The following is a 20,901-nucleotide window of genomic DNA, read 5'->3' on the forward strand; positions in this document are numbered from 1 at the left end:
TCCAAGTAGGCCTCGCGTCCGTCTTCGTGCGCTGCCTCGGCCGCATGAGAGGCGACGCTCATTACAAACGCAAGACTTAGCAGAACGGTTTTGTATCTCATCTCTTCGTAATCCATAGATTTCTCGAATGCCTGCTTACAGGGCCCACTCACTAAGGTCCGTTCCTGGCCGACTGTAGCCGGTCGCGCTGCCGTCGCGAAGGGCCTAAAGCAGATGTCAGCCCCGACGGTAGCTGAACACGGGCAGACCGATGAGCAACAGCCATTCTTCGAGTTCCTCTCGGCTGGCTCGCCGACCGTTCTCGCCGCACGCAATACCTTCGTCGCTCGTCGCCGCTAACAGGCGTTCAAGCTCTTGCTTGAGCGCGTCGGAAGTACTGGTTCTACCCAGCCCAGTCTTTGGAGAGAGGGCGAACTCTGAGACGCTCACGACCCTGCCCTCGGCGTCAAGCGTCAGTTCTCTAATGGCAACCTGCTCGTCAAGGGGAGCGTCCTGCGTAAGGCAGACGCCTGGCAGCGGTACTCCCCGCTGCTTAAGCCGTGTAAGCAACTCTTCTTGCCTGAGTTCTCTTTCCGATTTGGGGCGTCGTCTTGGGTAGTTCATGGATGTCCGCTTCCGCATCGTGCCGGCACGGCGAATGGCCGGCTCTGGCCGATGGCCGTCATCCTACCGAAGGCGCTAGGTGCCCGAAAGGCAGGATATTTCAGTCCTCGTCCTCGTCTTCTTGGGGCGGCGCTCGCTCAATAACCCACTTCTCGTCCGGTCCCGCACGAGTGGCCTGGAATCCGGGCTCAAGGTCGGCGAGTTCAACTATCGCCGGATCGATTTCCAGGACATGGCCGAGACCAGCGAGAGCAAGGCCTTCCAACTCTCCACTTACTCCGTCCAGAAACTGCCATCCGTGATCGTCCTCGTCATGTGAAACCAGCAAGATCGGCCTGCTTCGATTCAAGACGCTTTTCGAGAAGACCGTCGCGCAGTTGTGGGGCTGATCGAATGGCCATTTCATGATGTCGGTGGTATTTCCTGATGGGCTTGTAGGTCCGGGTGCCGTTCCCGGCCTCAAGCCTGTGGCGCAACTCGATTTCGACATCGGACTAACCGTCATCCCTTGTTCTAATCCTGTCGCCATCAGGCACATCGAATTGATGATGCGCCTTGATCTGGTCGTAGCAATGCGAGCACACAACGGTGTAGTCGGTGAATGCGATAAAGCGCTCGGTCTTGTCCTCTTCCTGCAGATAGACCAGTTCACATGCATAGCACCAACCCTGCTTGTCATCAGGGTCGTCATTGTTTTCGATGAAGCCCAATGGAGTGCCGCGGTTCTTGATCAGATGGCCGCACACCGAAGCAAGTGATGCCCGTCCATGATGCGGGCAGTTAATTTCGAGCTCGTCGTTCATTGCTTCAATTGCACGATGACTGGCGTGATATGGATGGAGATGCGCGGGGACGGTAATTCATGGGCATCATGTCGTTGGTGCGGTTCCGGGCGACGGCCGACTGTAGCCGAGGCCATCGGTATCGCCGGACAGATCAGTCGTTGCCGTTTTCTTGAAGCTTCGCTATCGCCTTGCCCTCTAACTGAACGCCGCCGAGCGGACTTCTTTAGCTACACAGACTCCCGCACCGCCGCCCGCGCACAAACCAAAAACGGCTCAATCAACGGACTATCCCAATCGCTCCGCCAGCAAGCCGCAATCTCCATCCGCGCATCGACATTGCGCAAAGCCCTGAACACCACCCCGGGCGGCCGCCCGATCTGCGCGCAGGCGGGCAATATCGCCACGCCCTTCCCCGCCAGCACCAGCGCCAGTGCCGACACCATCGTCTCGACCCGCTGCGCAATCGGCATGCTCACGTCATGCCGACGCAGCAGCGACGCGACGACCGATTTGTCTACGTCGCCCTCGGGCATGGGCAGCCCGATGAGCGGCAGGCCCGAGAGGCGCGCCAGCGGAATGCTGGGCAGCCGCGCGAGCGGTGAATCGGAGCGCACCGCAAGCATCAGCGGCTGGCTGCCGATGCGCTCTGCCGCAATGCCCGCCTGCGCAATGGGAGGAATGCAGATGGCCACCGACACATCCGAGTTGGTGAGGGCCGATACGTTGTTGACGGCGTTCAGCTCCGCATACTGGATCTCCACCTCGGGCAGCCTGCGCCGCAATTCGTTTTCCAGCCGCGGCAGCACGAGGTAAGACAGCACGACCATGGTGCCGATGGTGAGCCGGCCCCGGCTGCCCGAGCCGACGGCGCGCGCGGCATCGAAGCCTTCGTTGGCCAGCAGCAGTGCCTCTTTCGCGCGCCGAAACAGTGCATTTCCTGCATCGGTTATTTCCATGCCGTGCGCTGCCCTGCGAAAGAGCGGCGTGCCCACCGCCGCCTCGAGGTTCTTGATGTGAACGGACAGCGGCGGCTGCGCCATGTTGAGCCGGCGCGCGGCCTTGCCGACGCTGCGCTCCTCGGCGACGGCCACGAAATAGCGAAGGGTTCGAAGGTCTGGGGTAGCCATACGCTGTGCATATGCCTTTTCTGGAAAACAGTATTGGACGACTTGTTGCGGCGCATCAATCATTTGCGCCATGAAAAACTTTCCCGTCCTTCTTCCAAAGTCCGAGATCTGCGAGATGCCAGCAACAACCATGCGCAGGCTGGTCGCGCAGCGCGAACTCTCGCCGGTGGAGATCGTCGAAGAGGTGCTGCGCCGCGCCGATGCGCTGCAGCCGCACCTGAACTGCTTCATCACGCTGTGCCATGAACAGGCGCTGCAGCAGGCCAGGGAGGCCGAACAGGCGCTGATGCGCGGCGAGGCTTCGGGCCTGCTGCATGGCCTGCCCTTCACGGTGAAGGACATCGTCGACACGGCGAAGGTGCGCACCACTTACGGCTCTTTGCTGCACCGCGACCATGTGCCCACGAAAGACGCGGTGGCCGTGGCGCGGATGCGCGAGGCCGGCGCCATCCTCATCGGCAAGACCACCTCTTCGGAATTCGGCGCCAAGTGCCTGACCGATGCGCCGCTGTTCGGCAGCACCCGCAACGCGTGGAATGCGTCGCGCACGAGTGGCGGCTCCAGCGGCGGTGCGGCGGCGGCGATGGCGGCGGGCATCGCGCCGCTCGCCATTGCCACCGACGGCGGCGGCTCCACGCGCATTCCCGCCGCGTGCAACGGCGTGGTCGGCCTGAAGCAGAGCCTGGGCGTGGTGCCCCACAGCCAGGTGCAGGACGCGTTCGGCAACTACACCTACGTGACGCCCACCACGCGCAACGTGGCAGACACGGCACTGATGCTGCAGGCCATGACCGGCGCGCACGGGTCCGACCCCTGGTCGCTGGGCGTGCCGGCCCAGCGCTACTTCGACGACCTGCAAGTCGGCGGCGACCTTCGCGGCAAGCGCATTCTTTTCTGCGCCGCGCCGGTGGGGCGGCCGATTGCGGCAGACGTTGCATCTGCCTTCGAAGCCGCTCTTGCAACGCTGGAGTCGATGGGTGCCGTGCTGGAGCCGATGTCGGGCGAAGGCTTCGACGTGGAGCCTGTGTGGCGCGTGATCAACCACACCAGCTGGCGCGGCCGCTTCGCGCCCATGGCCGCGGCGCATGGCGACCAGATGAGCCCGTCGCTGCTGAAGCAGCTGGCGCTGGCCGAGCATGTGGACGGCGTTGCATTCCAGCAGGCCATGTTCGCGCGGACCGCGTTGTTCCGCGAGGTGCAGGCGCGGCTGGAAACGCACGACTTCATCTTCACGCCCACGCTCTCGCGCACGGCCCTGCCCATCGACCAGGACCTGTTCGGCAGCATCGAGATCGACGGCAAGCAATACGCCGAGGTGCGCGCGAACTGGTTCCCCTGGACGATGCCGTTCAACCTTACCGGTCACCCCGCGATCAGCCTGCCCTGCGGCGCGGACCGTGAGGGCCTGCCCATCGGCATGCAGCTGGTCGGCCGCTTCCGCGAAGACGGGCAACTGCTGCAAGCCGCTGCCTCGTTCGAAGCAGCGCACTGGCCGGCGAATCCGCTGCCGGTCGTGGCTTTCTGAAGCCACCGCCCCTTTTTGCCCTTTTCTCTCTTCCGATTTTTCAACCAACAGGTAGCCACCATGACCTCGTTCCTGAAGACACTCGTGCTCGGCGCGTCGATTGCCCTGGCCGGCATCACCGCGCACGCCGACAACGCGCCCGTGCGCCTCATCATCGGCGTTCCGCCGGGCGGAGCGCTCGACAACCTGGCACGCTCCATCGCCGAAGAATTGCGCGGCTCGCTCAAGGAGCCCGTTCTGGTGGAGAGCCGCCCCGGTGCGTCCACGCGCATTTCCATCGAGGCGGTGAAGGCCGCTCGACCCGATGGCCGCACGATCCTCATCGGCGCAACACCGCCCTTCGTGCTGTTTCCGATGACCTATGCGCGGCTGAACTACGACGTCGACAAAGACTTCATTCCCGTCGCGCATCTGGCCAACGTGCCCAGTGTCGTTTCCACCGGCGCAGACCAGCCGTACAAGACGATTCCCGAATACATCGCGTGGATCAAGAAGAACCCCGCTCAGGGCAGTGTGGGCATAACAAACCTCGGCGGCGGCCTGCACTTCAGCGTGTGGCAGCTGTCGAAGGCCATCGGCGTGCCGCTCACGGCCGTCTCTTACCGGGGCGGCGCTCCGCTGGCGACGGACATCATCGGCGACCACGTGCCGCTGGGCGCCGACGCGCTGGCCACCCAGCTGGAGCTGCACCGCTCGGGCAAGCTGCGCATTCTTGGCGTGGCGGGCACGAAGCGGCTGAGCTGGCTGCCCGATGTTCCGACCCTCAAGGAAGCGGGCTACGACGCCTTCGACCGTGCCAACGCGTCCTATGCCGCCTTCGTGCCGGCGGGCACGCCGAAAGACGTTGTCGCGAAGCTGGAGAAAGCCTTCCTGGCCGCAATGCGCAGCCAGCAGGTGCGCGGCCAGCTCGACCGCATGGGGCTCGACGCGACCGGGCTGCCCGGCGCCGAAGTGACGCGCCTCATGAACGAAGACCGCGAATACTGGCGGCCCATCGTCAAGGCTTCGGGCTTCAAGAGCGATGAGTGAAGCGGCGGCGGAAGACGAGGAAAGGGCCGCGTGGGCGGTGCTCGTTGTTGCAAGCCTGGGTGCGTTTCTCTGCTTCCTGAACCTCAGCGCGCTCAACGTGGCGCTGCCTTCGGTGGCGCGCGGCCTGAACGCTTCGCCGTCGCAGGCGAGCTGGATCCTGCTGTCTTACATGCTGGTCAGCACGGTGTGCATCCTCAGCTTCGGGAGGCTGGCCGATCTGTGGGGGCGGCGGCGGCTCTTTCTTGCGGGGCTGGGGCTTTTTCTGATTGCGTGTGCGGCCTGTGCGGCCGCAACGAGCTTCGGCGCCATGCTGTTCTTTCGCATCTGCCAGGCCGTGGGTGCGGCTGGCGTCATGGCCAACTCCAGCGCATTGGTGGGCGATGCCTTCGGCCGCAAGAAGGTGGGCCTGGCGCTCGGCGTACTCGCCATGGTGGCCGCGCTGGCGCAGGTCGTGGGGCCGCTGGCTGGCGGCTTTGTCGTGTCGTGGTGGGGCTGGCGCGTTCTCTTTGTGCTGAACGTGCCTGTCGGGCTTTGCGTGCTGGCATGGTCGTGGCGGGTTCTGCCGAAGAGCGCGGCAACGGCCAAGGCCGAGCGCTTCGACCTGACCGGTGCCCTGCTGTCATTCGCCGGCATCGGAGGCGTGATCTATGCGCTCTCGATGGTGGGAACGCGCGGCTGGGCGAGCACGCCGGTATGGGCCTTCATGCTCTCAGGCGTCTGCGCCCTCCTCTTGTTCGCCAAGGTGCAGCAGCGCACGGCGAGTCCCTTGGTCGACCCGGCGTTGTTCAGGGACTCGGGGCGTCGCACGGCGTACGCAGGCATCCTGCTTCTGTCGATGTCGCAGGCTGCGCCACTGCTGCTCGTGGCCCTGTATCTCCAGGCTTGCGCGGGGCTGGCGCCATCGGAGGCGGGCATGCGCATCGCGCCGGTCGCGCTGGGGATGCTGATGGCCGCTCCTACAGCCGGCAGCCTGATGCGGCGCTTCTCGCCCGCAGCCATCTGCGTGGCGGGCATGCTGCTTGCCGCAAGCGCGCTGGCGCTGTTAGCGGCCATGCTGCAGCCGGCCATCGGCGCCGGGCAACTGGCCGCATGCCTGTGGATGCTGGGCCTGGGCATCGGGAGCTTCGTGACGCCTAACAACGCGTCGATTCTGCAAAGCGTGGTGCCGCAGCGCCGGGGCATTGCGAACGGCGTGCGCTCGACGCTGCAGAACACCGGAATCATGATGGGAACGGCCCTGGCGTTGAGCGTGGCGATGGCCGGTCTGCCCTACAGCTCGCAGCTCATGATTCTCGGGAATGGCGGTTCAAGGCTCTCGGGCGTCGATATCGCTGCATTCACTCAAGGGGCGAGAAATGCTTTCGCGATGCTCGCCTGTCTTTGCCTTGCAGGTGCGGCGCTGATCCCGAACTGGAAGCCGTAGAACCACGCAATGTGGTTTTGGGTCTGCTACGATGCCGCTCGCGGGAAAACAGCCTCCCGTTCTGCAAAGTCAGACGGTGTCCCGTCCAAGCGCTGGTGACTCACAACGGAGCTATCCGTGGACACCGCCTTTCCTGACGCACCCATTGCGCTTGCCGCGCCACCCCGGCCCATCTCTCTCATCGAAGCCCCTGCGCTTCTGGCTGTGAAAACCCGATGAGCACCACTTCCGCATCTCGCCCACGCATGGGTTTCGCGCGCCTGCTGCCTTCCGGAGTCGATCCTGGCGCATTGCCCTTGCTCGCGGCGCGGGGGCTTCGCGCCTTCGGGGACGGGTACATGGCGGTACTGCTGCCGGCCTACCTGCTGTCGATCGGGCTCGGAACGCTGGAGGTAGGCATCGTCAGTACCGCGACGATGCTGGGCTCGGCGCTGGCCACGCTCGCGGTCGGCGCTTGGGGATACCGCTTTGCTGGCGGTCGGCTGCTGCGCGGCGCTGCTTTGCTGATGGCCGCTACGGGCCTGGGCTTTGCGGGCCTGTCCTCGTTCTGGCCGTTGTTGGTGGTCGCGCTGGTCGGCACGCTCAACCCCAGTTCCGGCGATGTCAGCGTGTTTCTTCCACTTGAGCACGCCCGCCTGGCAGCGGCGGCACAAGGCCATGCACGAACAGCATTGTTTGCACGCTACAGCCTCCTGGGTGCCCTGTGTGCAGCCTTGGGTGCGCTGGCCGCCGCCGTGCCGGACTGGCTGGTTCGGCACAGCGAGCTCGCGCGGCTCGACGCGCTGCGCGGGATGTTCGTGGTCTACGCGGCAATCGGGCTGATCGTCTTCTGGCTCTATCGGAATCTGCCGGCCCACGCCGGCGCCAACAACGCGGACAGCCTACCTGTCGCGCCAACACCCCTGGGGCCGTCGCGCCGCGTCGTGGTGCGATTGGCGGCACTCTTCAGCGTGGACGCGTTTGCCGGCGGACTGACGGTCAACGCACTGATGTCGCTGTGGCTGCTGGAGCGATTCGGCTTCTCGCTGACCCAGGCTGGCGTGTTCTTCTTCTGGACCGGCCTGCTCAGCGCGGCGTCGCAGCTCGCTGCACCGCTGGTCGCCCGACGCATCGGGTTGCTCAACACCATGGTCTTCACGCACCTGCCGGCCAACGTCTGCCTGGTGCTGGCAGCGCTGGCGCCAAGCCTGCCTGTCGCGCTGGGCCTGCTGATGATCCGCAGCGCACTCTCGTCGATGGATGTGCCCACGCGAACGGCCTACGTGATGGCGGTCGTGACGCCAGCGGAACGCAGCGCCGCGGCGAGCTTCACCGCCGTGCCGCGGAGTCTGGCCGCAGCCATCAGCCCGACGCTCAGCGGCGCCCTGTTCGCGGCCGGATGGATCTCGTTGCCGCTCGTCGCATGCGGGTTGCTCAAGATTTCCTACGACCTTGCGCTCTGGCGTGCCATGCGACGGGATCGACTCGACGAGGAGTAGCCGCCGCTCGGCCCTGATTGCGAAGAACTGGCGTGCCGTGGCTTTCAGGGAAGCTTCGCGATCACCTTGATCTCGAACTTGAAGCCATAGAGCCACGTCACGCCGATGCCGGTCAGCGTCGGATGCGGCGCGCTGCCCCAATAGTCCGGCAGCACCTTCCAGACCGTGTCGAAGTTCGATTCCGGGTCGACGATGAAGACGGTGACGTCGACCACGTCGTCGAAGGTGCAGCCCGCGGCCCCGAGGATCCCGTTCAGGTTTTCGAACGCCAGCCGCACCTGCGCATCGAGGTCGGGCTCGGGCGAGCCGTCTTCGCGGCTGCCGACCTGCCCTGAGACGAACAGGAAGCCGTTGGAGCGGACTGCCGGCGAGTAGCGGTTCTTTTCATAGAGCGCCTGGCGCCCGGGCGGGAAAACGACGTCGCGTTTGGCCATGAGTTGCTTCTTCCTTCTTTGATGGCGATGAAGGGACTTTAGGCAGCCGTGCTTCTCCGATAAACGGGCAAAGCCAACAATCACTGTTTGTAGAACCCAAACAATCGTCGGATCAACAGGAACAGCAGGCATGGATCGTTTTGACGCAATGCAGGCATTCGCCCGCGTGGTGGAAGCAGGCAGCTTCACCAAGGCGGCCGAGACACTGCACATGAGCAAGACCAGCGTGACGCAGCTGGTGCAGCAATTGGAGGCAAGGCTGCGCGTGAAGCTGCTCAACCGCACGACGCGGAAGGTGAACGTCACGGCCGACGGGGCGGCCTACTACGAGCGCGTGGTGCGCCTGCTGGCCGACATGGACGATGCGGAGACCAGTCTGTCGAGCGCCTCGGCGTTGCCCCGCGGACGGCTGCGGGTTGATGTGCCGAGCCCGCTGGCCCGCATGATCCTGGTGCCGGCAATGCCGGCGTTCCATGCCCGCTACCCCGACATCCAGCTCGACATGGGCGTGAGCGATCGCATGGTGGACGTGATCGGCGAGAACGTCGATTGCGTGGTGCGCGGCGGCGAGCTCACCGACCAGTCGCTGATGGCGCGCCGCGTGGGCGACCTGCAGCTGGGGGTTTACGCGGCGCCGAGTTATCTGGAGCGCGCCGGCATGCCTTCACACCCGCGGGAGCTGGAAGACACGCATCACCGCATCGTGGGCTTCCTGTGGTCGCGCAGCGGCAAGACCTTTCCGTATGCCATGCGCCTCGGCGACGAGAGCATCGAAGTGCAAGGCCGCTATGTGCTGTCGGTCGATGACGGCAACGCTTACCTCGCGGCCGGGCTGGCGGGCATGGGGGTGCTTTGGCTACCGGACTACATGGCCGAACCACATCTGCCGAGCGGCGAGTTGGTGCCTCTGTTCGAAGGCTGGCAACTCGATCCGATGCCCTTGTACGTGGCGTTTCCGCCGAACCGGCATGTCAGCGCCAAGCTGCGGGTGTTCATCGATTGGGTCGTCGAGCTGATGGCACGCCACGCGCCTATCGACGGCCGAAGCGATGTCAGGCCGCGACGGTAACGCCGTTGCGCTCGAGCACCGCCAGCAGTTTTGGAATATCGGGCGGCCCGGCCGGGATCTCGTGGTCGACGGCGGCGAACATCTGGGCGGCCAGCGCGTTCTGCCCGGTGATCTCGAGCATCTGCCCGCCACCCTTGCCGTAGTGAAAGCCGTGCACCGTGCCGCGCGGTACATGCACGAGCGTGCCGGGCCGGCACATGTGAGCGGCGCCATCGCAGAGAAACTCGACCTCGCCGCCGAGCACGTAGAAGGATTCGTCCCAGTCGTGGCTGTGCGGCGGCGGCCCGGTACCTTCGTCACCCCGCTGCAGGGTGATGCCATAGCTCTGCGTCGCCGCGTTCGATGCCAGCACCGTCACCTTCGTGCCGAGCACGTTCAGAGGAAGTTCACGCCGGTCGGGCGTCAAGACAAAGTACGGAATCGTCATGGTCAAGTCCTCGGGAGTGCGAGCGCGATTCTGCGCGCCCGCACTCCAGGAGACATATGCCGATGCTCCGGATGCAGCCTTTTCATTCCGTTACCGGCGGTGGACCCGGCATCTTCGACGACCTCAGGGTGCGCGAACCGGCGTGACCTTGCGGATCAGGTTGCCGAAGGTGTCGGCCACGTACAGATTGCCGGCAGCATCCACCGTCACCCCGTAAGGCTGCTTGAACGTGGCAGCCGCGCCGATGCCGTTCTGCGCGCCCAGCACACCGGGCTGGCCGGCGAGCGTGGAGACCACGCCTGCCGGCGTGATCTTGCGCAGCAGGCTGTTGCCTGTGTCGGCCACGTAGACATTGCCGTCGCTGTCCACCGTCAGGCCGCCAGGCCTGCTGAAAGATGCCGAGCTGCCGGCCCCGTCGGTCGCGCCAACCTGGCCCGAACCGGCCAGCGTCGTGACCACGCCGCCGGGCGTGATCTTGCGGATCCGGTTGTTGCCGCTGTCGGCAACGTAAATGTTGCCGGCCGCGTCAGTCGCTATGCCGTAGGCCTGCCCGAAAGATGCCGCAGTCCCCGTGCCGTCGGCGAAGCCTGCAGTGCCCGAGCCGGCCAGCGTGGTGACGTCCTCGGCAGGCGTGATCTTGCGGACAACGGCGCCGATGAATTCGAGCACGTAGATGTTGCCGTTGGCATCCGTGGCCACCGACGAAGGGGTATTGAACGTGGCAGAGGTGCCGTGGCCATCGAGCGACCCGATGGCCCCACTGCCCGCGATCGTGATCACGTCGGCCGCGGGCGTGATCTTGCGGATGCGGTTGCCGCCGAATTCCGCGGCATAGGCATTGCCCGTGGAGTCCAGCGCAAGACCGGACAGGCCCGAGAACGAGGCTGCAGTGCCGTTGCCGTTTTGCGAAGTACCGCTGCCGCCACCGCCCGCAAATGTCGTGACATCGCCAGCGGGCGAGATCTTTCGCACAAGGTTCGTTGCCGTATCCGACACGAGCAGGTTGCCGCTCTTGTCGACGACCACGCTGTACGGGAGATAGAACGATGCGGCGGTACCGTTGCCATTGACCGAGCCGGTAGTGCCGGACCCAGCGAGCGTGGACACCTGCGCCACCGCCGCCGAGCAGGCGACCGCCACGTCGCCGATGTCGGCCGAGGCTTTGCCGCTGCCCTTGGTCACGGTGCAGAACTGCCACAGGGGCTGGGTGCGCACGCTGACCTCGTAGGCCGAGCCTTCGGTGAGCGCGGCGGCAAAGGTGAACTTGCCGTCGGCCGTGAGTTTCAGGTCGTCGCCCGCATTGTTCTGGAGCACCAGGCTGCCGGTGAGGCCGGTGACGGTACCGCCGACCGTATGCGTCACGACGACGGGGGTCTGGGGTTGCGCCGGCGCGGCGATCGGCACGAAGCCCGCGCCGCCACCACCCCCACCGCCGCAGGAAGCCAGCAACACGATCGCACTGGCCACGACGCCGCAGCGCCCGTAAAAACTCACTCGATTGGAAAACATCCACTGCCCTCTTTGGTTTTGTCGATTCACGAAGAGAAACCCGCGCTCCAGCCGAAGTGCTACCGGCGGTTTCAAATCGTTGATTCTTGTTAACTATTTGTTTCTTCACCATCACCGGAACTAGGTAGATGGCGGAGCTAGGCACGGCTGCGCCCGCCCGCGCGGCGCCGCGGCGGGCAGAGTCTTCAGGGCCGCGAGGCGGACACTTCGCGCAGGCGCTGATGCGCTGCACCATCCCACGCCACGGGCTGCTGGTTCTTCGCGCTCAGATAGTGGTGCGTGAACACCACCAGGTAGGCATCCAGCGTCTGTTCTGCGGCATGCTCGCCTGCCAGGTTCATGCACATCGCGGCCACCTCGCTGGTGCAGAAATGGTCGTCGCGGCCGGAGTTGCGCAGCTTGTATTGCGTGATCTGCTCCGGCTGCAGGCTCAGCACCGGCAGCCGGTCGAGGTAGGGGCTCCTGCGAAACATCTTGCGTGCCTCAGCCCATGTCGCGTCGAACAGGATGAAGAGCGGGCGTTTCGCGGTGCCGCTGCTGGTCGACTCAGGCGACGGAACAGTCAGAACCACGCGCTCGGGCGCCGCGTACTGCCCCGGAAACACCACGTAGGGTTGCCATTGCGGGTCGTTCAGTAGCGCCAGCAGCGCGGGATCGGTTTCGGTACGGGCCCAGCCGAAGGCGAAGGTATCGGCCACCACGTCGGCGACCAGCCAACCGGTGTTGGTGGGCTTGAGCGGCTCGATGTCGGCCATGAGCAGGCACACCCCCGCGCGCGTTGCCACCGAAGGGCGCACGGCGCACATGCAATGGCTGGGCACCAGGCGGCAGCCCGCGCAGCGCTCGCGCTTGAAGCCACCACGGGCGAGAAAGGGCTTGGCGCTTCGCGCCAGGCGGGCGGCGCGAAGGAGGGAGACGGCGTGGGGCATGCGCCGATTCTCGGTCCCACCGGAATCCGTAGAAATTACACATTCGCGCCGATAGAGGCTCTGGCAGGCCCTGCGCTGGAGGAAAATCCATTGCATACAAAGGCAATACACCCATAACGCCATGACACTCGACGAACTCTTTGCCAATGACGAGTCGCTCCCCACCGTGCCGAAGGTGGTGTCCGACCTGATTGAGATGCTGCGCGACGACGACGTGCCTTTCGCGGCCATCGCGCATCGGATCGAGCTTGACCAGGTGCTCGCGGCCAGGGTGCTGCAGATGGTCAACTCGCCGTTCTTCGGGCTCCGGCGAAAGATTTCCTCGATCCAGGGCGCGATCCTGATGCTCGGGCTCTCCGCCATCCGGTCATTCGTGGTGAGTTCGGGTTTGTCAGGCGCCTTCCGGAAGGTGGACGGAGTCAACCTTCCGGCCTTCTGGGCCCACAGCCTGCGCGTGGCGTCGGTCTCGAGGTATCTGGCTTCGAAGACCCGGCACGTCGACCCCAACCTGGCGTTCACCGCGGGCAGCATGCATGCCATCGGCCACCTGATCATGGCGCAGGCAATGCCCGATCGCATGGCCGCGCTGAATGCCGTTCACCCCTTGGACGCACTGGGGCGCGCGCAACTCGAGCTTGTCGAATTCGGGTATCACTACGGCGATGTGAGTGCATCCCTGGCGCAGCGCTGGGGCTTCGCTCCCGACCTGGTCGGTGGGCTTTCGAGCTTCGTGAGCCCGGCAAAGTCGGAACATGCCGATGCGCTCGGCGGCGTTCTTCATCTGGCCGTGTGGCGCGTGGCACTGGAGCGCCAGGGCGTGGACCTGAGCAATATCGGCGGCTTCTGGCCGAGCCAGTCGGCGCTGGCCGTCGGTATCACCGAGGACATGGTCCAGGAAATGCCGGCGCCGCGTGAACTCGCGGCGGACCTCGAGTCGATGATCGCCTGACCGTACTCCGGTCTCGACCTTCTTCGCGCGCTAGACCAACTGCAGGTCTTTCGGCGCCACCCCGTCGAACACCCGCGCGAGCTGTGCTGGCGAAAGGCCATACATCCGCTTGAACAGCCCCCCGAACACCGCCCGGTACTCATTGAGCACCGGATAGTCGCGGTTCTGGAACAGCGTGGCCTGCGTCAGCGCCTGCTGCTCGCCCACGACGCGCCCGCCGGCCTGCGCCGAGAGGCCGCCGCCGAGCACCCAGTAGACGGTGCCGTGCCCGTGGTCGGTGCCGCGGTTGCCGTTCTCGCGGAAGGTGCGGCCGAACTCGCTGATGACGACCACCACGGTCTGGTGCCATGCGTCGTCGCCCATCTCCTGTGCGAAGCCGGCTACGCCGCGGCCCAGTTCTTCGAAACGGTTGGCGAGGTAGCCGGTGGCGCCGCCCTGCCCCACGTGCGTGTCCCAGCCGCCGACGTCGACAAAGCCGAGGTCGAAGCGGTCGCGCATCAGCAAGGCCATGCGGCGCGCCACCAGCTCGAAGCCCTTGGCGGTCATGGCGTTGCGGCTGGCGGCGTCCATCTCGGCCTGCACCGCCCGCGTTACCTCGTCGCGCACCTGGAAGCCCTCGGCCACCGGCTGGGCCAGCGCGGTGTTGCGGTACATGCTCGTGATGATCTGGCTCTGCCGCGCGTCGATGCCCGAACGTGCATTGCCCGCGATCGCCATGTTGGCGGCCTTGGCGCTGCCGCGCATTGAAATGGGCAACTGGTCGGTGAAGGCGATGGGCGACACGTCGGTAACGGGCCCCGCGCCGAGTACGCCGGCCAGCCGGTTGAGAAAGCCCGAGCGGTAGTCGCGGCGCTTGTCCAGCGCCTGGCCGAGCTCGATGGAGTCCTGCGTTTCGAAGTGACTGCGCGTGAGGTCGTCGGTGCCCGCGAAGGCGATGAACGATGCCTGCTTCTGCTGGAACATCGGCATCACGCTCTGTGCCAGCGCGGGGTGCAAGCCCCAATTGCCGTCGAGCGGCAGCGCGCCGTTGGGTGTGCCGGGGCGTGCAATGGCGATGTTGGGGCGCGCGGCGTAGTAGAAGTCGCTGCTCGTGGGCACGAGCAGGTTGCTGCAGTCGTACGCGCCGCGCAGGAACACGACCAGCAGCTTGGCGCCTTCGGCCGCGGGCGCGGCCATCAGTTGGCCGGCGGCGCCCGCGAACGGGGCGGCGGCCATGAGCTTCAAGAGTTCTCGACGTTGCATGACGGTGTGTCCTTCTTCTTGATCAACGACGCATCAACTCCGGCGACGCCAGCAGGAAGGTGTTCCACTCCTGCGGGTTCTTCGCCTGCGCCAGCGCCTCGCGCGTGTCCGCGCTCATGCCGACCTGCATTGCGCGCACCGCGTGCGAATCGGCCAATTGCGGGAACGCGGGCTTTTCCAGCGGCGCCTTGTCATCCGTGCGGAACAGCACGGCGCCGTTCGCACCGATGGCACGCGCAATCTCGAAGCGCGTGTTCATCTGCCCTGCACTGGCCCAGGCTGCCTCGTTGAGCGGATAGCCGTCGGGCGTTTCGTGGCCGTACAGCTGTTCGCCCATGCGGTTGATCCAGTTGAGCATCGGGTTCACGTTCACCACCACGCGGTCGTCGTAGGCGAGCCGCACGCCGGCCATCACGTAGTGCACCGGGTCGCGGAACTTGCGGCCCAGCGAGGCGGCGAACTCGGGCGACTCGAACAGCGCCTTCAGCGTGATGGCGATGTCGCCGTCGCTGCGGGTGAAGGCAGCAGCCATGCGGTCGACCAATGCCTGCGGAGGTTCGTCGGAGACGAAGTAAACGGCAAGCTTGCGCGAGATGAAACGCGCGGTGGCCGGCGCGCGCGCCAGGCGGTCGAGCGCTTCGTCGGCCTCGGCCAGGCCGCTGCTCTTGATGGACTGGCCCAGCAGCGTCTTCGGCCCGTAGTCGTGCCGGTTGGGGTTGAACTCGAACAGGCCCTTGCGCACGTAGTCGGCGCGTACGGCCGGCCGCACGTTCGGCGGCGGCGCATCGAGCGGCTGGTTGCTCACGCCAACGCCGGTGAGCACGCGCGCCAGCTCCTGCACGTCGGCCTGCGAATAGCCGCCGCCCACGCCCAGCGTGTGCAGCTCCATCAGCTCGCGTGCGTAGTTCTCGTTGATGCGGTTGGCGGCGTTCTGCGCGTTGTCTAGGTAGCGCAGCATCGCCGGGTGGTGCAGCGTGGCGCCGAGCAGGTCGCGGAACTTGCCGAGCGCATGCGGGCGAATCGCGTTCTCTTCGTAGTCGCCCACCATCGCGCGGATGTTGTCCTTGCGCAGGTTGACGTTGAAGTGGTTCATCCAGAACCACGTCATCTGCTCCTGCAGCTGGTTGGGCGAATACAGCGCGCGCAGCACGAAGCGCTGTTGCGCCTCGCGTGCCAGGTCGTTGAGCCGCTGCTGGTAGGCCTGTCGCGCGGCTTTCTTCTGGTCTTCGTCGGGTAGCGCATCGGCCGCCTTGCGCTGAGCGTCGAGTTCGGTGACGAGCTGGTCGAGCGGCGTGCGCGAAATGCTCATCGCGTCGATCTGCGCCTGCGCCGCGGACGGCAACGGCGCGGGGCGCGGGTTGAGCTGGTCGCGCATCCACAGCGACAGGCCGCGCTTTGCGAGCTGCGCGTCGCTGCTCGCGTTGGCACCCCAGCTCACGCGGTCGAGCCAGCGCAGGCGGGCGGCGTCATTGAGCGGTGCGGAAGGCAACGACACCGACACCACCGGCCGCTGGTCGCCCGGTGCACTTGCGCAGGCCGCGAGCAAGGCCAGCGCACATGCACCGAGCGCCATCGAGGCGCGACGCATGGAGAACAACGAGGCGGCGGCCGGCACCGCCATCACTCCCTGCGCATGTCGTGATGGCGCACGTCGCCGATGGCGTGCTGTGCGGTGTTGAGCGCGACGTCGACGTGCGCCAGGCCGCGTTGCTGGAACGGCCGCGAGCGCGGGTCGTCTTCTTCGCGCGCCACATCGGAGCGCACCTTGCGCAGCAGGTCGACCGCGGCATGCAGGCGGCCTTCGCGCGGCAGCCACGCATCGGTGGGCTCGCGCCATTCGAGGGGCTTGCCGTCCAGCCATGCAGCGTGCTGGAGATCGCCGATGGCGGCGTGGATCTCGTCGACCACCACCTGCTCGTCGCGCGAGATCTGCCCGTCTTCGGGGCGGCGATGCTCCACCTTCCAGGCGGCCGTTTGCAGGTCGGACAAGGCGTGGAGGTAGAACGGGTGCCTGCCGTATTCGTCGGCCAATGCGGGCAACGAAGCCGCAGCCATGAGGGCGAGTGCGGCGATTAGGCTTTTCTTCTTCATCTTCGGAGCTCCTGGGAGTGATGGTGAGTCAAGGACGCCTCCTCAACCATCCGGACCCGCTCCGCGTTGACGCTCTTTACCCTCGTAACGCCGCGCAAAGGCAGCGCCTAAGCGCCAGCTAAGTCAGGCTACAGACAGGCTGGACGGCGCAGCACCGGCAATCTGCCGCAGGGCGCGCTCGAACACCTCGACGGGCTGGCCACCCGAAATGAGGTGCTGGTCGTTGATGATGATCGCGGGCACCGAGTGGATGCCGGCGTCGGTGTACATGCGCTCGCGTTCGCGGGTTTCCTGTGCGAACTCGTCGCTGTTCAGGATCTCGCGGGCACGGGCTGCATCGAGCCCGGCCTCGATGGCTGCGCGCACCAGCACTTCAGAGTCCGAGGGGTTCTGGCTGTCGGTGAAGTAGGCCTTCAGCAGCAGCTTCTTCAGCGCCGCCTGCTTGGCCGGGCTTTCCAGCTCGGCCCAGTGCAGCAGGCGGTGTGCGTTGAAGGTGTTGTAGACACGCGGACGGCCTCCGGGGCTGAACTCAAAGCCGACAGCCGCGCCGCGCTGGCGGATCATTTCGCGCGACTGTGCCTGCTGCTCGCGCGTGGAGCCGTACTTCTGGTTCAGGTGCTCGAAGGTGTCCTGGCCTTCGGGCGGCATCTGCGGGTTCAGCTCGAAGGGCTGGAAGTGCAGCTCCGCGGTGACCTCGGGGGCCACCTTCCTGAGCGCCGCCTCGAGCGAACTCAGGCCGATGGCGCACCAGGGACAGGACACATCGGAGACGAAGTCGATCTTGAGGTGGGAAGAGGTAGAGGTAGTCATGGCGCCATTCTTCACGGCGCCACAACCCTTGGTGCACGAAAGGTTTTCAGGCCGCGGCCTTGGCCAGGCGCGCGTCCTGCAGCGTCTTCTCGCGCATGCGGTCGTACTCCTGCTTGTCGACCGGCACCGCATCGGGCTTGCCCAGGTCGTTCATCCGGATGCGGTAGGTTTCCCGTGCACTCAGTGCGGCCAGTGCCGCCAGCACCGTCACCGCGAAGGTGATGGCACCCACGGTGAACCACACGTTGGTCGAGCCGGGAGGCGCCACGGCGGCGAACAGAGCGGGCAGCAGTGCGGTGAAGGTGGTGCCGATGTTCTGCGAGATGGCCATGGCCGAGACGCGGTTGCGGGTGCGGAACAGCTCCGGATAGAAGCTCGGGAAGGTCGCGTTGTAGCCCTGGTACACGATGCCCCACATCAGCAGCGACATGACGATGGCCAGCTGCACGTTGCGGATGCTGATGGCATACAGGTACACGAAGGACAGCAGCCCCGAGAGCAGCGCACCGACGATGATCGGCGGGCGGCGGCCGATGCGGTCCGAGAGGTTGCCCACGAACGGGATCACGATCACGGCCAGGATGTTGCCGAGCACCGGAATCCACAGGTACACGTCTTTCTGGAATCCGATGCCGTAGGCCGCCTGCACGGCATAGGCCGCGCCGAACACGGTGGCCACCACCGGAATGACGTTCATCAGCGCCATGCAGACCACGCGCAGCATGTCGGCCCAGCTGTCGGTGAAGGCCTGGACGATCGGTGCCTTGGCCACTTCGCCCTTCTTGTCCACTTCAGCAAAAGCCGGCGTCTCGTCGACCTCGCGGCGGATGATGTAGCCCGCCACGATGACCAGGAAGCTCAGCAGGAAGGGAATGCGCCAGCCCCACGAGTTGAAGGCCTCCTCGGGCATGTAGTGCGCCAGCGGCAGGAACACGGCAGCCGCCAGAATCTGGCCGGCCTGCACACCCTGCAGCGTGAAGCTCGCGAAAAAGCCGCGACGCCCGAACGGTGCGTGCTCGAGAATCATCGAGCTCGCGCCCGAGATCTCGCCGGCCACTGCAAAGCCCTGGATGAGGCGCAGCAGAACCAGCAGCACCGGAGCCAGCAGGCCGACCTGGTCATAGGTCGGCAGCAGGCCGACGGCCACGGTCGAAAAGCCCATCAGGAACATGCAAAGCACCAGCACCTGCTTGCGCCCGTGCGTGTCGCCCCAGTGGCCGAGCACGAAGGCTCCGATGGGACGCGCGACATAACCCACGCCGTAGGTCGCGAGCGAGGCGACGATGGCCGTCGTCGGGTCGCCCTTCGGGAAGAAGATCTGCGGAAAGATCAGCGCCGCCGCGGTGGCGTAGATGAAGAAGTCGTAGTACTCCAGCGCCGAGCCGATCCAGCCGCTTGCGGCGGCCTTCTTCGACTGGTGCCTGCCTTGCGGCTCATGGGCTGTGTTGGTTGCCATGTGTTGTCTCCAGTGTTGACGAAAAAATCAGATCAAGAAATCAAATCAATCCTGCGCCTGCGAAGCCATGCGCGCCGGTGCGTTGAGGGCACCGTAGGCGTCGTAGTTGCCCACGCGCTGTGCGACCTCGAAAAACAGTCCGCCCTCGAAACTCTCGGTATAGATGTGCAGGTAGTCGCCGGCTGGCGAGCGGTCGAACAGCACGCCCGCTTCGCGCATGCGCGCCAGCAGTTCGGGCGCGATGTCGATGCGCGTGGCCAGGTCGTCGTAGTAGTTGTCGGAGATGGGCACGAAGCGCGTACCGTTGGCGCGCAGCTTGGCGGCCGTCTCGAAGATGTCGGCACAGCTCAGCGCAATGTGATGCACCGCGCCACCGCCCGTCACGCTTAGCGTGCGCGCGGTGCGGGTGCGCTGGCTCAGCGACACGTTGAGCACCAGGCGCAGGCTGCGGTCGCTGTTGGCAACGCCGCGGCTGCGGATCAGGCCGAAGGGGTCGGCCAGCTCCAGACTTTCGCCGGGCTCCAGGCCGAGCACGGCGCGCGTGAACAGCACCCAGGTGTCGAGCTGGTCTAGCGCCAGGCCAAGAGCCACGTGGTCGATGCGCTGCAGGCCTGCGTCGTTCGCGCCGGCACCGTCGTCTTCGAGAATGAAGTCGGCTTCGTACAAGCCGTTGGCGCCCAGCGCTTCGGGCACGAAATGAATCAGGTTGCCGCCCGGCGCAACGATGGCCGGCACGCGCAGTTCGTTGGGGCCGACCGGGCTGTCGTGCCGCTGCGAACGCATGGCGGTGGCTCGGCCCACGGCCGCGAGGGGATCGTCGCAGCGCACACCCAGCGCGCACACCGAGGTGCCGTGCGCCTCGAAGCGGCCGCGCGCAAACGAATCGGGCTGCGCGTTGACGATCAGGTTGATCTCGCCCTGGCGGTACAGCGTCACGGCCTTCGAGCGGTGCTTGCCGATGCGGCGGAAGCCGAGTTGCTTCACCAGCGTGGACAGCGTTGCTGCAGATGCCTCGTCGGCCGCGAACTCGATGAACGACAGGCCGGAGAGCGCCGGCACCGGCGGCGGGTTGAACAGTTGCACGGGCTCGACGTCGTCCAGCCGCTGGCGCGCTTCGCTTTCAAGGTACAGCAGCGAGCGCATCGCATCCACCGCAGTGCGGCGGTTCGGCGTCTCGCGAAAGATGTCGTTGAAGATCTCCAGCGACAGCGGCCCGGTGTAGCCCGCGCGCAGCACCTGCTCGAAGAAGCCGACCACGTCGAAATCGCCCTGCCCCGGAAACGAACGATGGTGGCGCGCCCACTGCAGCACGTCCATCGACAGCAGCGGCGCGTCGGCCATCTGCAGAAAGAAGATCTTGTCGCCCGGAATGCTGGCGATGCCGGCCGGATCGTCCTTCAGCGACAGCGTGTGGAAGCTGTCGAGGATCAGGCCCAGGTGCGCGTGGTTCGCCTGCTTCACGATCTCCCAGGCCTGGCCGTACAGCGAGGTGTGGCGGCCCCAGGCGAGTGCCTCGAAGCCCACGCGCAGGTTGCGGCGCGCAGCGCGCTCGGCCAGTTCGTGCAGTTGCGCGGCGGCCAGAGCTGGATCGTTCACCGACAGCGGCGAAGTGTTGGAGCAGCACAGCACCATCGGCGCGCCCATGGCCTCCATCAGGTCGAACTTGCGCTCGGCTCGTTCCAGGCTGCGGCGGAACTGCGGCTCGGGCATGCCTTCGAAATCGCGGAACGGCTGGTACAGGTCGATGGTCAGGCCCAGGTCCGCCGTGATGCGGCGCAGTTCGGCGGCCGTGCCCTTGAAGTTGATGAAGTCGGCCTCGAACAGCTCGATGCCATCGAAACCGGCGGCGGCGACGGCTTCGAGCTTCTGGCGGAGCGTGCCGCTGAGCGAGACGGTGGCAATGGAGCGATGCATGGGGGTGGACTTTAGGAACACCCGGGCCCCACCACAATCTATTCAGCGAGCTTTTGATCGATCATCGATCACATACGTGCATTATTCGCACGAAATACGGG

Annotated in this window: 20 protein-coding genes; 6 read left to right on the forward strand and 14 right to left on the reverse strand. The window is 65.7% G+C overall.

All coding sequences use genetic code 11. The features are described 5' to 3' along the window. Positions 1-216 precede the first annotated feature (216 nt). The 4 genes from BLW48_RS31100 to BLW48_RS31115 all read right to left on the reverse strand — a co-directional run bounded on the left by BLW48_RS31100 (position 217) and on the right by BLW48_RS31115 (position 2,587). Positions 217-603: a hypothetical protein gene (locus BLW48_RS31100; RefSeq protein ID WP_143047841.1), complete on the reverse strand. Its 387-nt coding sequence runs from the start codon at positions 601-603 to the stop codon at positions 217-219. A gap of 100 nt (positions 604-703) precedes the next feature. Further along, positions 704-1,009, reverse strand: a complete 306-nt coding sequence (locus BLW48_RS35215) for a hypothetical protein (protein ID WP_143047842.1) — start codon at positions 1,007-1,009, stop codon at positions 704-706. An 88-nt stretch (positions 1,010-1,097) separates the two neighbouring features. After that, the gene (locus BLW48_RS31110) at positions 1,098-1,406 is read right to left on the reverse strand and encodes a hypothetical protein (RefSeq protein ID WP_093179470.1); all 309 of its coding nucleotides are present in this window, start codon (positions 1,404-1,406) and stop codon (positions 1,098-1,100) included. A gap of 209 nt (positions 1,407-1,615) precedes the next feature. Then, on the reverse strand, positions 1,616-2,587 hold the full coding sequence (locus BLW48_RS31115) for a LysR family transcriptional regulator (protein ID WP_256216983.1): 972 nt from the start codon (positions 2,585-2,587) through the stop codon (positions 1,616-1,618). A gap of 43 nt (positions 2,588-2,630) precedes the next feature. Here BLW48_RS31115 and BLW48_RS31120 point away from each other — a divergent pair, with 43 nt between their 5' ends. From BLW48_RS31120 to BLW48_RS31135, 4 genes are all read left to right on the forward strand, one after another. Further along, positions 2,631-4,040, forward strand: coding sequence for an amidase (locus tag BLW48_RS31120; RefSeq protein ID WP_256331029.1), 1,410 nt, complete (start codon positions 2,631-2,633; stop codon positions 4,038-4,040). A gap of 60 nt (positions 4,041-4,100) precedes the next feature. Then, a complete protein-coding gene (locus BLW48_RS31125) occupies positions 4,101-5,069 on the forward strand; it encodes a tripartite tricarboxylate transporter substrate-binding protein (protein ID WP_093050489.1) in 969 nt (322 codons plus the stop codon). Beyond that, on the forward strand, positions 5,062-6,492 hold the full coding sequence (locus tag BLW48_RS31130; protein ID WP_093179473.1) for an MFS transporter: 1,431 nt from the start codon (positions 5,062-5,064) through the stop codon (positions 6,490-6,492). The genes BLW48_RS31125 and BLW48_RS31130 overlap by 8 nt, the downstream gene beginning before the upstream one ends. Positions 6,493-6,707: 215 nt before the next feature. Further along, positions 6,708-7,970, forward strand: a complete 1,263-nt coding sequence (locus BLW48_RS31135; protein ID WP_093050494.1) for an MFS transporter — start codon at positions 6,708-6,710, stop codon at positions 7,968-7,970. 44 nt (positions 7,971-8,014) lie between these two features. Here the strand turns inward: BLW48_RS31135 and BLW48_RS31140 are convergent, their stop codons facing one another. Continuing rightward, positions 8,015-8,404 carry a RidA family protein gene (locus BLW48_RS31140; protein WP_093179475.1) on the reverse strand — a complete coding sequence of 130 codons (390 nt, stop codon included), beginning with the start codon at positions 8,402-8,404 and terminating at the stop codon, positions 8,015-8,017. A gap of 130 nt (positions 8,405-8,534) precedes the next feature. Between BLW48_RS31140 and BLW48_RS31145 the strand changes: the two genes are divergently transcribed. Further along, positions 8,535-9,473, forward strand: a complete 939-nt coding sequence (locus BLW48_RS31145) for a LysR family transcriptional regulator (protein ID WP_093179476.1) — start codon at positions 8,535-8,537, stop codon at positions 9,471-9,473. On the opposite strand, the gene BLW48_RS31150 is transcribed toward BLW48_RS31145, so the two are convergent. From BLW48_RS31150 to BLW48_RS31160, 3 genes are all read right to left on the reverse strand, one after another. Beyond that, the gene (locus tag BLW48_RS31150) at positions 9,457-9,900 is read right to left on the reverse strand and encodes a cupin domain-containing protein (RefSeq protein WP_093050504.1); all 444 of its coding nucleotides are present in this window, start codon (positions 9,898-9,900) and stop codon (positions 9,457-9,459) included. The genes BLW48_RS31145 and BLW48_RS31150 overlap by 17 nt on opposite strands. A gap of 123 nt (positions 9,901-10,023) precedes the next feature. After that, positions 10,024-11,409, reverse strand: coding sequence for an NHL repeat-containing protein (locus tag BLW48_RS31155; protein ID WP_093179478.1), 1,386 nt, complete (start codon positions 11,407-11,409; stop codon positions 10,024-10,026). Positions 11,410-11,594: 185 nt separating this feature from the next. After that, on the reverse strand, positions 11,595-12,338 hold the full coding sequence (locus tag BLW48_RS31160; protein ID WP_093179479.1) for a tRNA-uridine aminocarboxypropyltransferase: 744 nt from the start codon (positions 12,336-12,338) through the stop codon (positions 11,595-11,597). Between the two features lie 121 nt (positions 12,339-12,459). On the opposite strand from BLW48_RS31160, the gene BLW48_RS31165 reads away from it, so the two are divergent. Continuing rightward, positions 12,460-13,287, forward strand: coding sequence for an HDOD domain-containing protein (locus tag BLW48_RS31165; RefSeq protein ID WP_093179481.1), 828 nt, complete (start codon positions 12,460-12,462; stop codon positions 13,285-13,287). Positions 13,288-13,317: 30 nt separating this feature from the next. On the opposite strand, the gene BLW48_RS31170 is transcribed toward BLW48_RS31165, so the two are convergent. The 6 genes from BLW48_RS31170 to BLW48_RS31195 all read right to left on the reverse strand — a co-directional run bounded on the left by BLW48_RS31170 (position 13,318) and on the right by BLW48_RS31195 (position 20,800). Next, on the reverse strand, positions 13,318-14,529 hold the full coding sequence (locus BLW48_RS31170) for a DUF1501 domain-containing protein (RefSeq protein WP_093179482.1): 1,212 nt from the start codon (positions 14,527-14,529) through the stop codon (positions 13,318-13,320). A 22-nt stretch (positions 14,530-14,551) separates the two neighbouring features. After that, positions 14,552-16,150 carry a DUF1800 domain-containing protein gene (locus BLW48_RS31175; RefSeq protein WP_371127579.1) on the reverse strand — a complete coding sequence of 533 codons (1,599 nt, stop codon included), beginning with the start codon at positions 16,148-16,150 and terminating at the stop codon, positions 14,552-14,554. Next, positions 16,150-16,620, reverse strand: a complete 471-nt coding sequence (locus tag BLW48_RS31180; protein WP_093081482.1) for a hypothetical protein — start codon at positions 16,618-16,620, stop codon at positions 16,150-16,152. The genes BLW48_RS31175 and BLW48_RS31180 overlap by 1 nt, the downstream gene beginning before the upstream one ends. A 123-nt stretch (positions 16,621-16,743) precedes the next feature. Then, on the reverse strand, positions 16,744-17,430 hold the full coding sequence (locus BLW48_RS31185) for a DsbA family oxidoreductase (RefSeq protein WP_093179483.1): 687 nt from the start codon (positions 17,428-17,430) through the stop codon (positions 16,744-16,746). A gap of 46 nt (positions 17,431-17,476) precedes the next feature. Further along, the gene (locus tag BLW48_RS31190; RefSeq protein WP_093179485.1) at positions 17,477-18,886 is read right to left on the reverse strand and encodes an MFS transporter; all 1,410 of its coding nucleotides are present in this window, start codon (positions 18,884-18,886) and stop codon (positions 17,477-17,479) included. 45 nt (positions 18,887-18,931) lie between these two features. After that, the gene (locus BLW48_RS31195; RefSeq protein ID WP_093179487.1) at positions 18,932-20,800 is read right to left on the reverse strand and encodes a bifunctional sugar phosphate isomerase/epimerase/4-hydroxyphenylpyruvate dioxygenase family protein; all 1,869 of its coding nucleotides are present in this window, start codon (positions 20,798-20,800) and stop codon (positions 18,932-18,934) included. Between the last annotated feature and the right edge of the window lie 101 nt (positions 20,801-20,901).

The organism is Variovorax sp. YR266 (genome assembly GCF_900107295.1).
In the GTDB taxonomy this organism is placed as follows: domain Bacteria; phylum Pseudomonadota; class Gammaproteobacteria; order Burkholderiales; family Burkholderiaceae_C; genus Variovorax.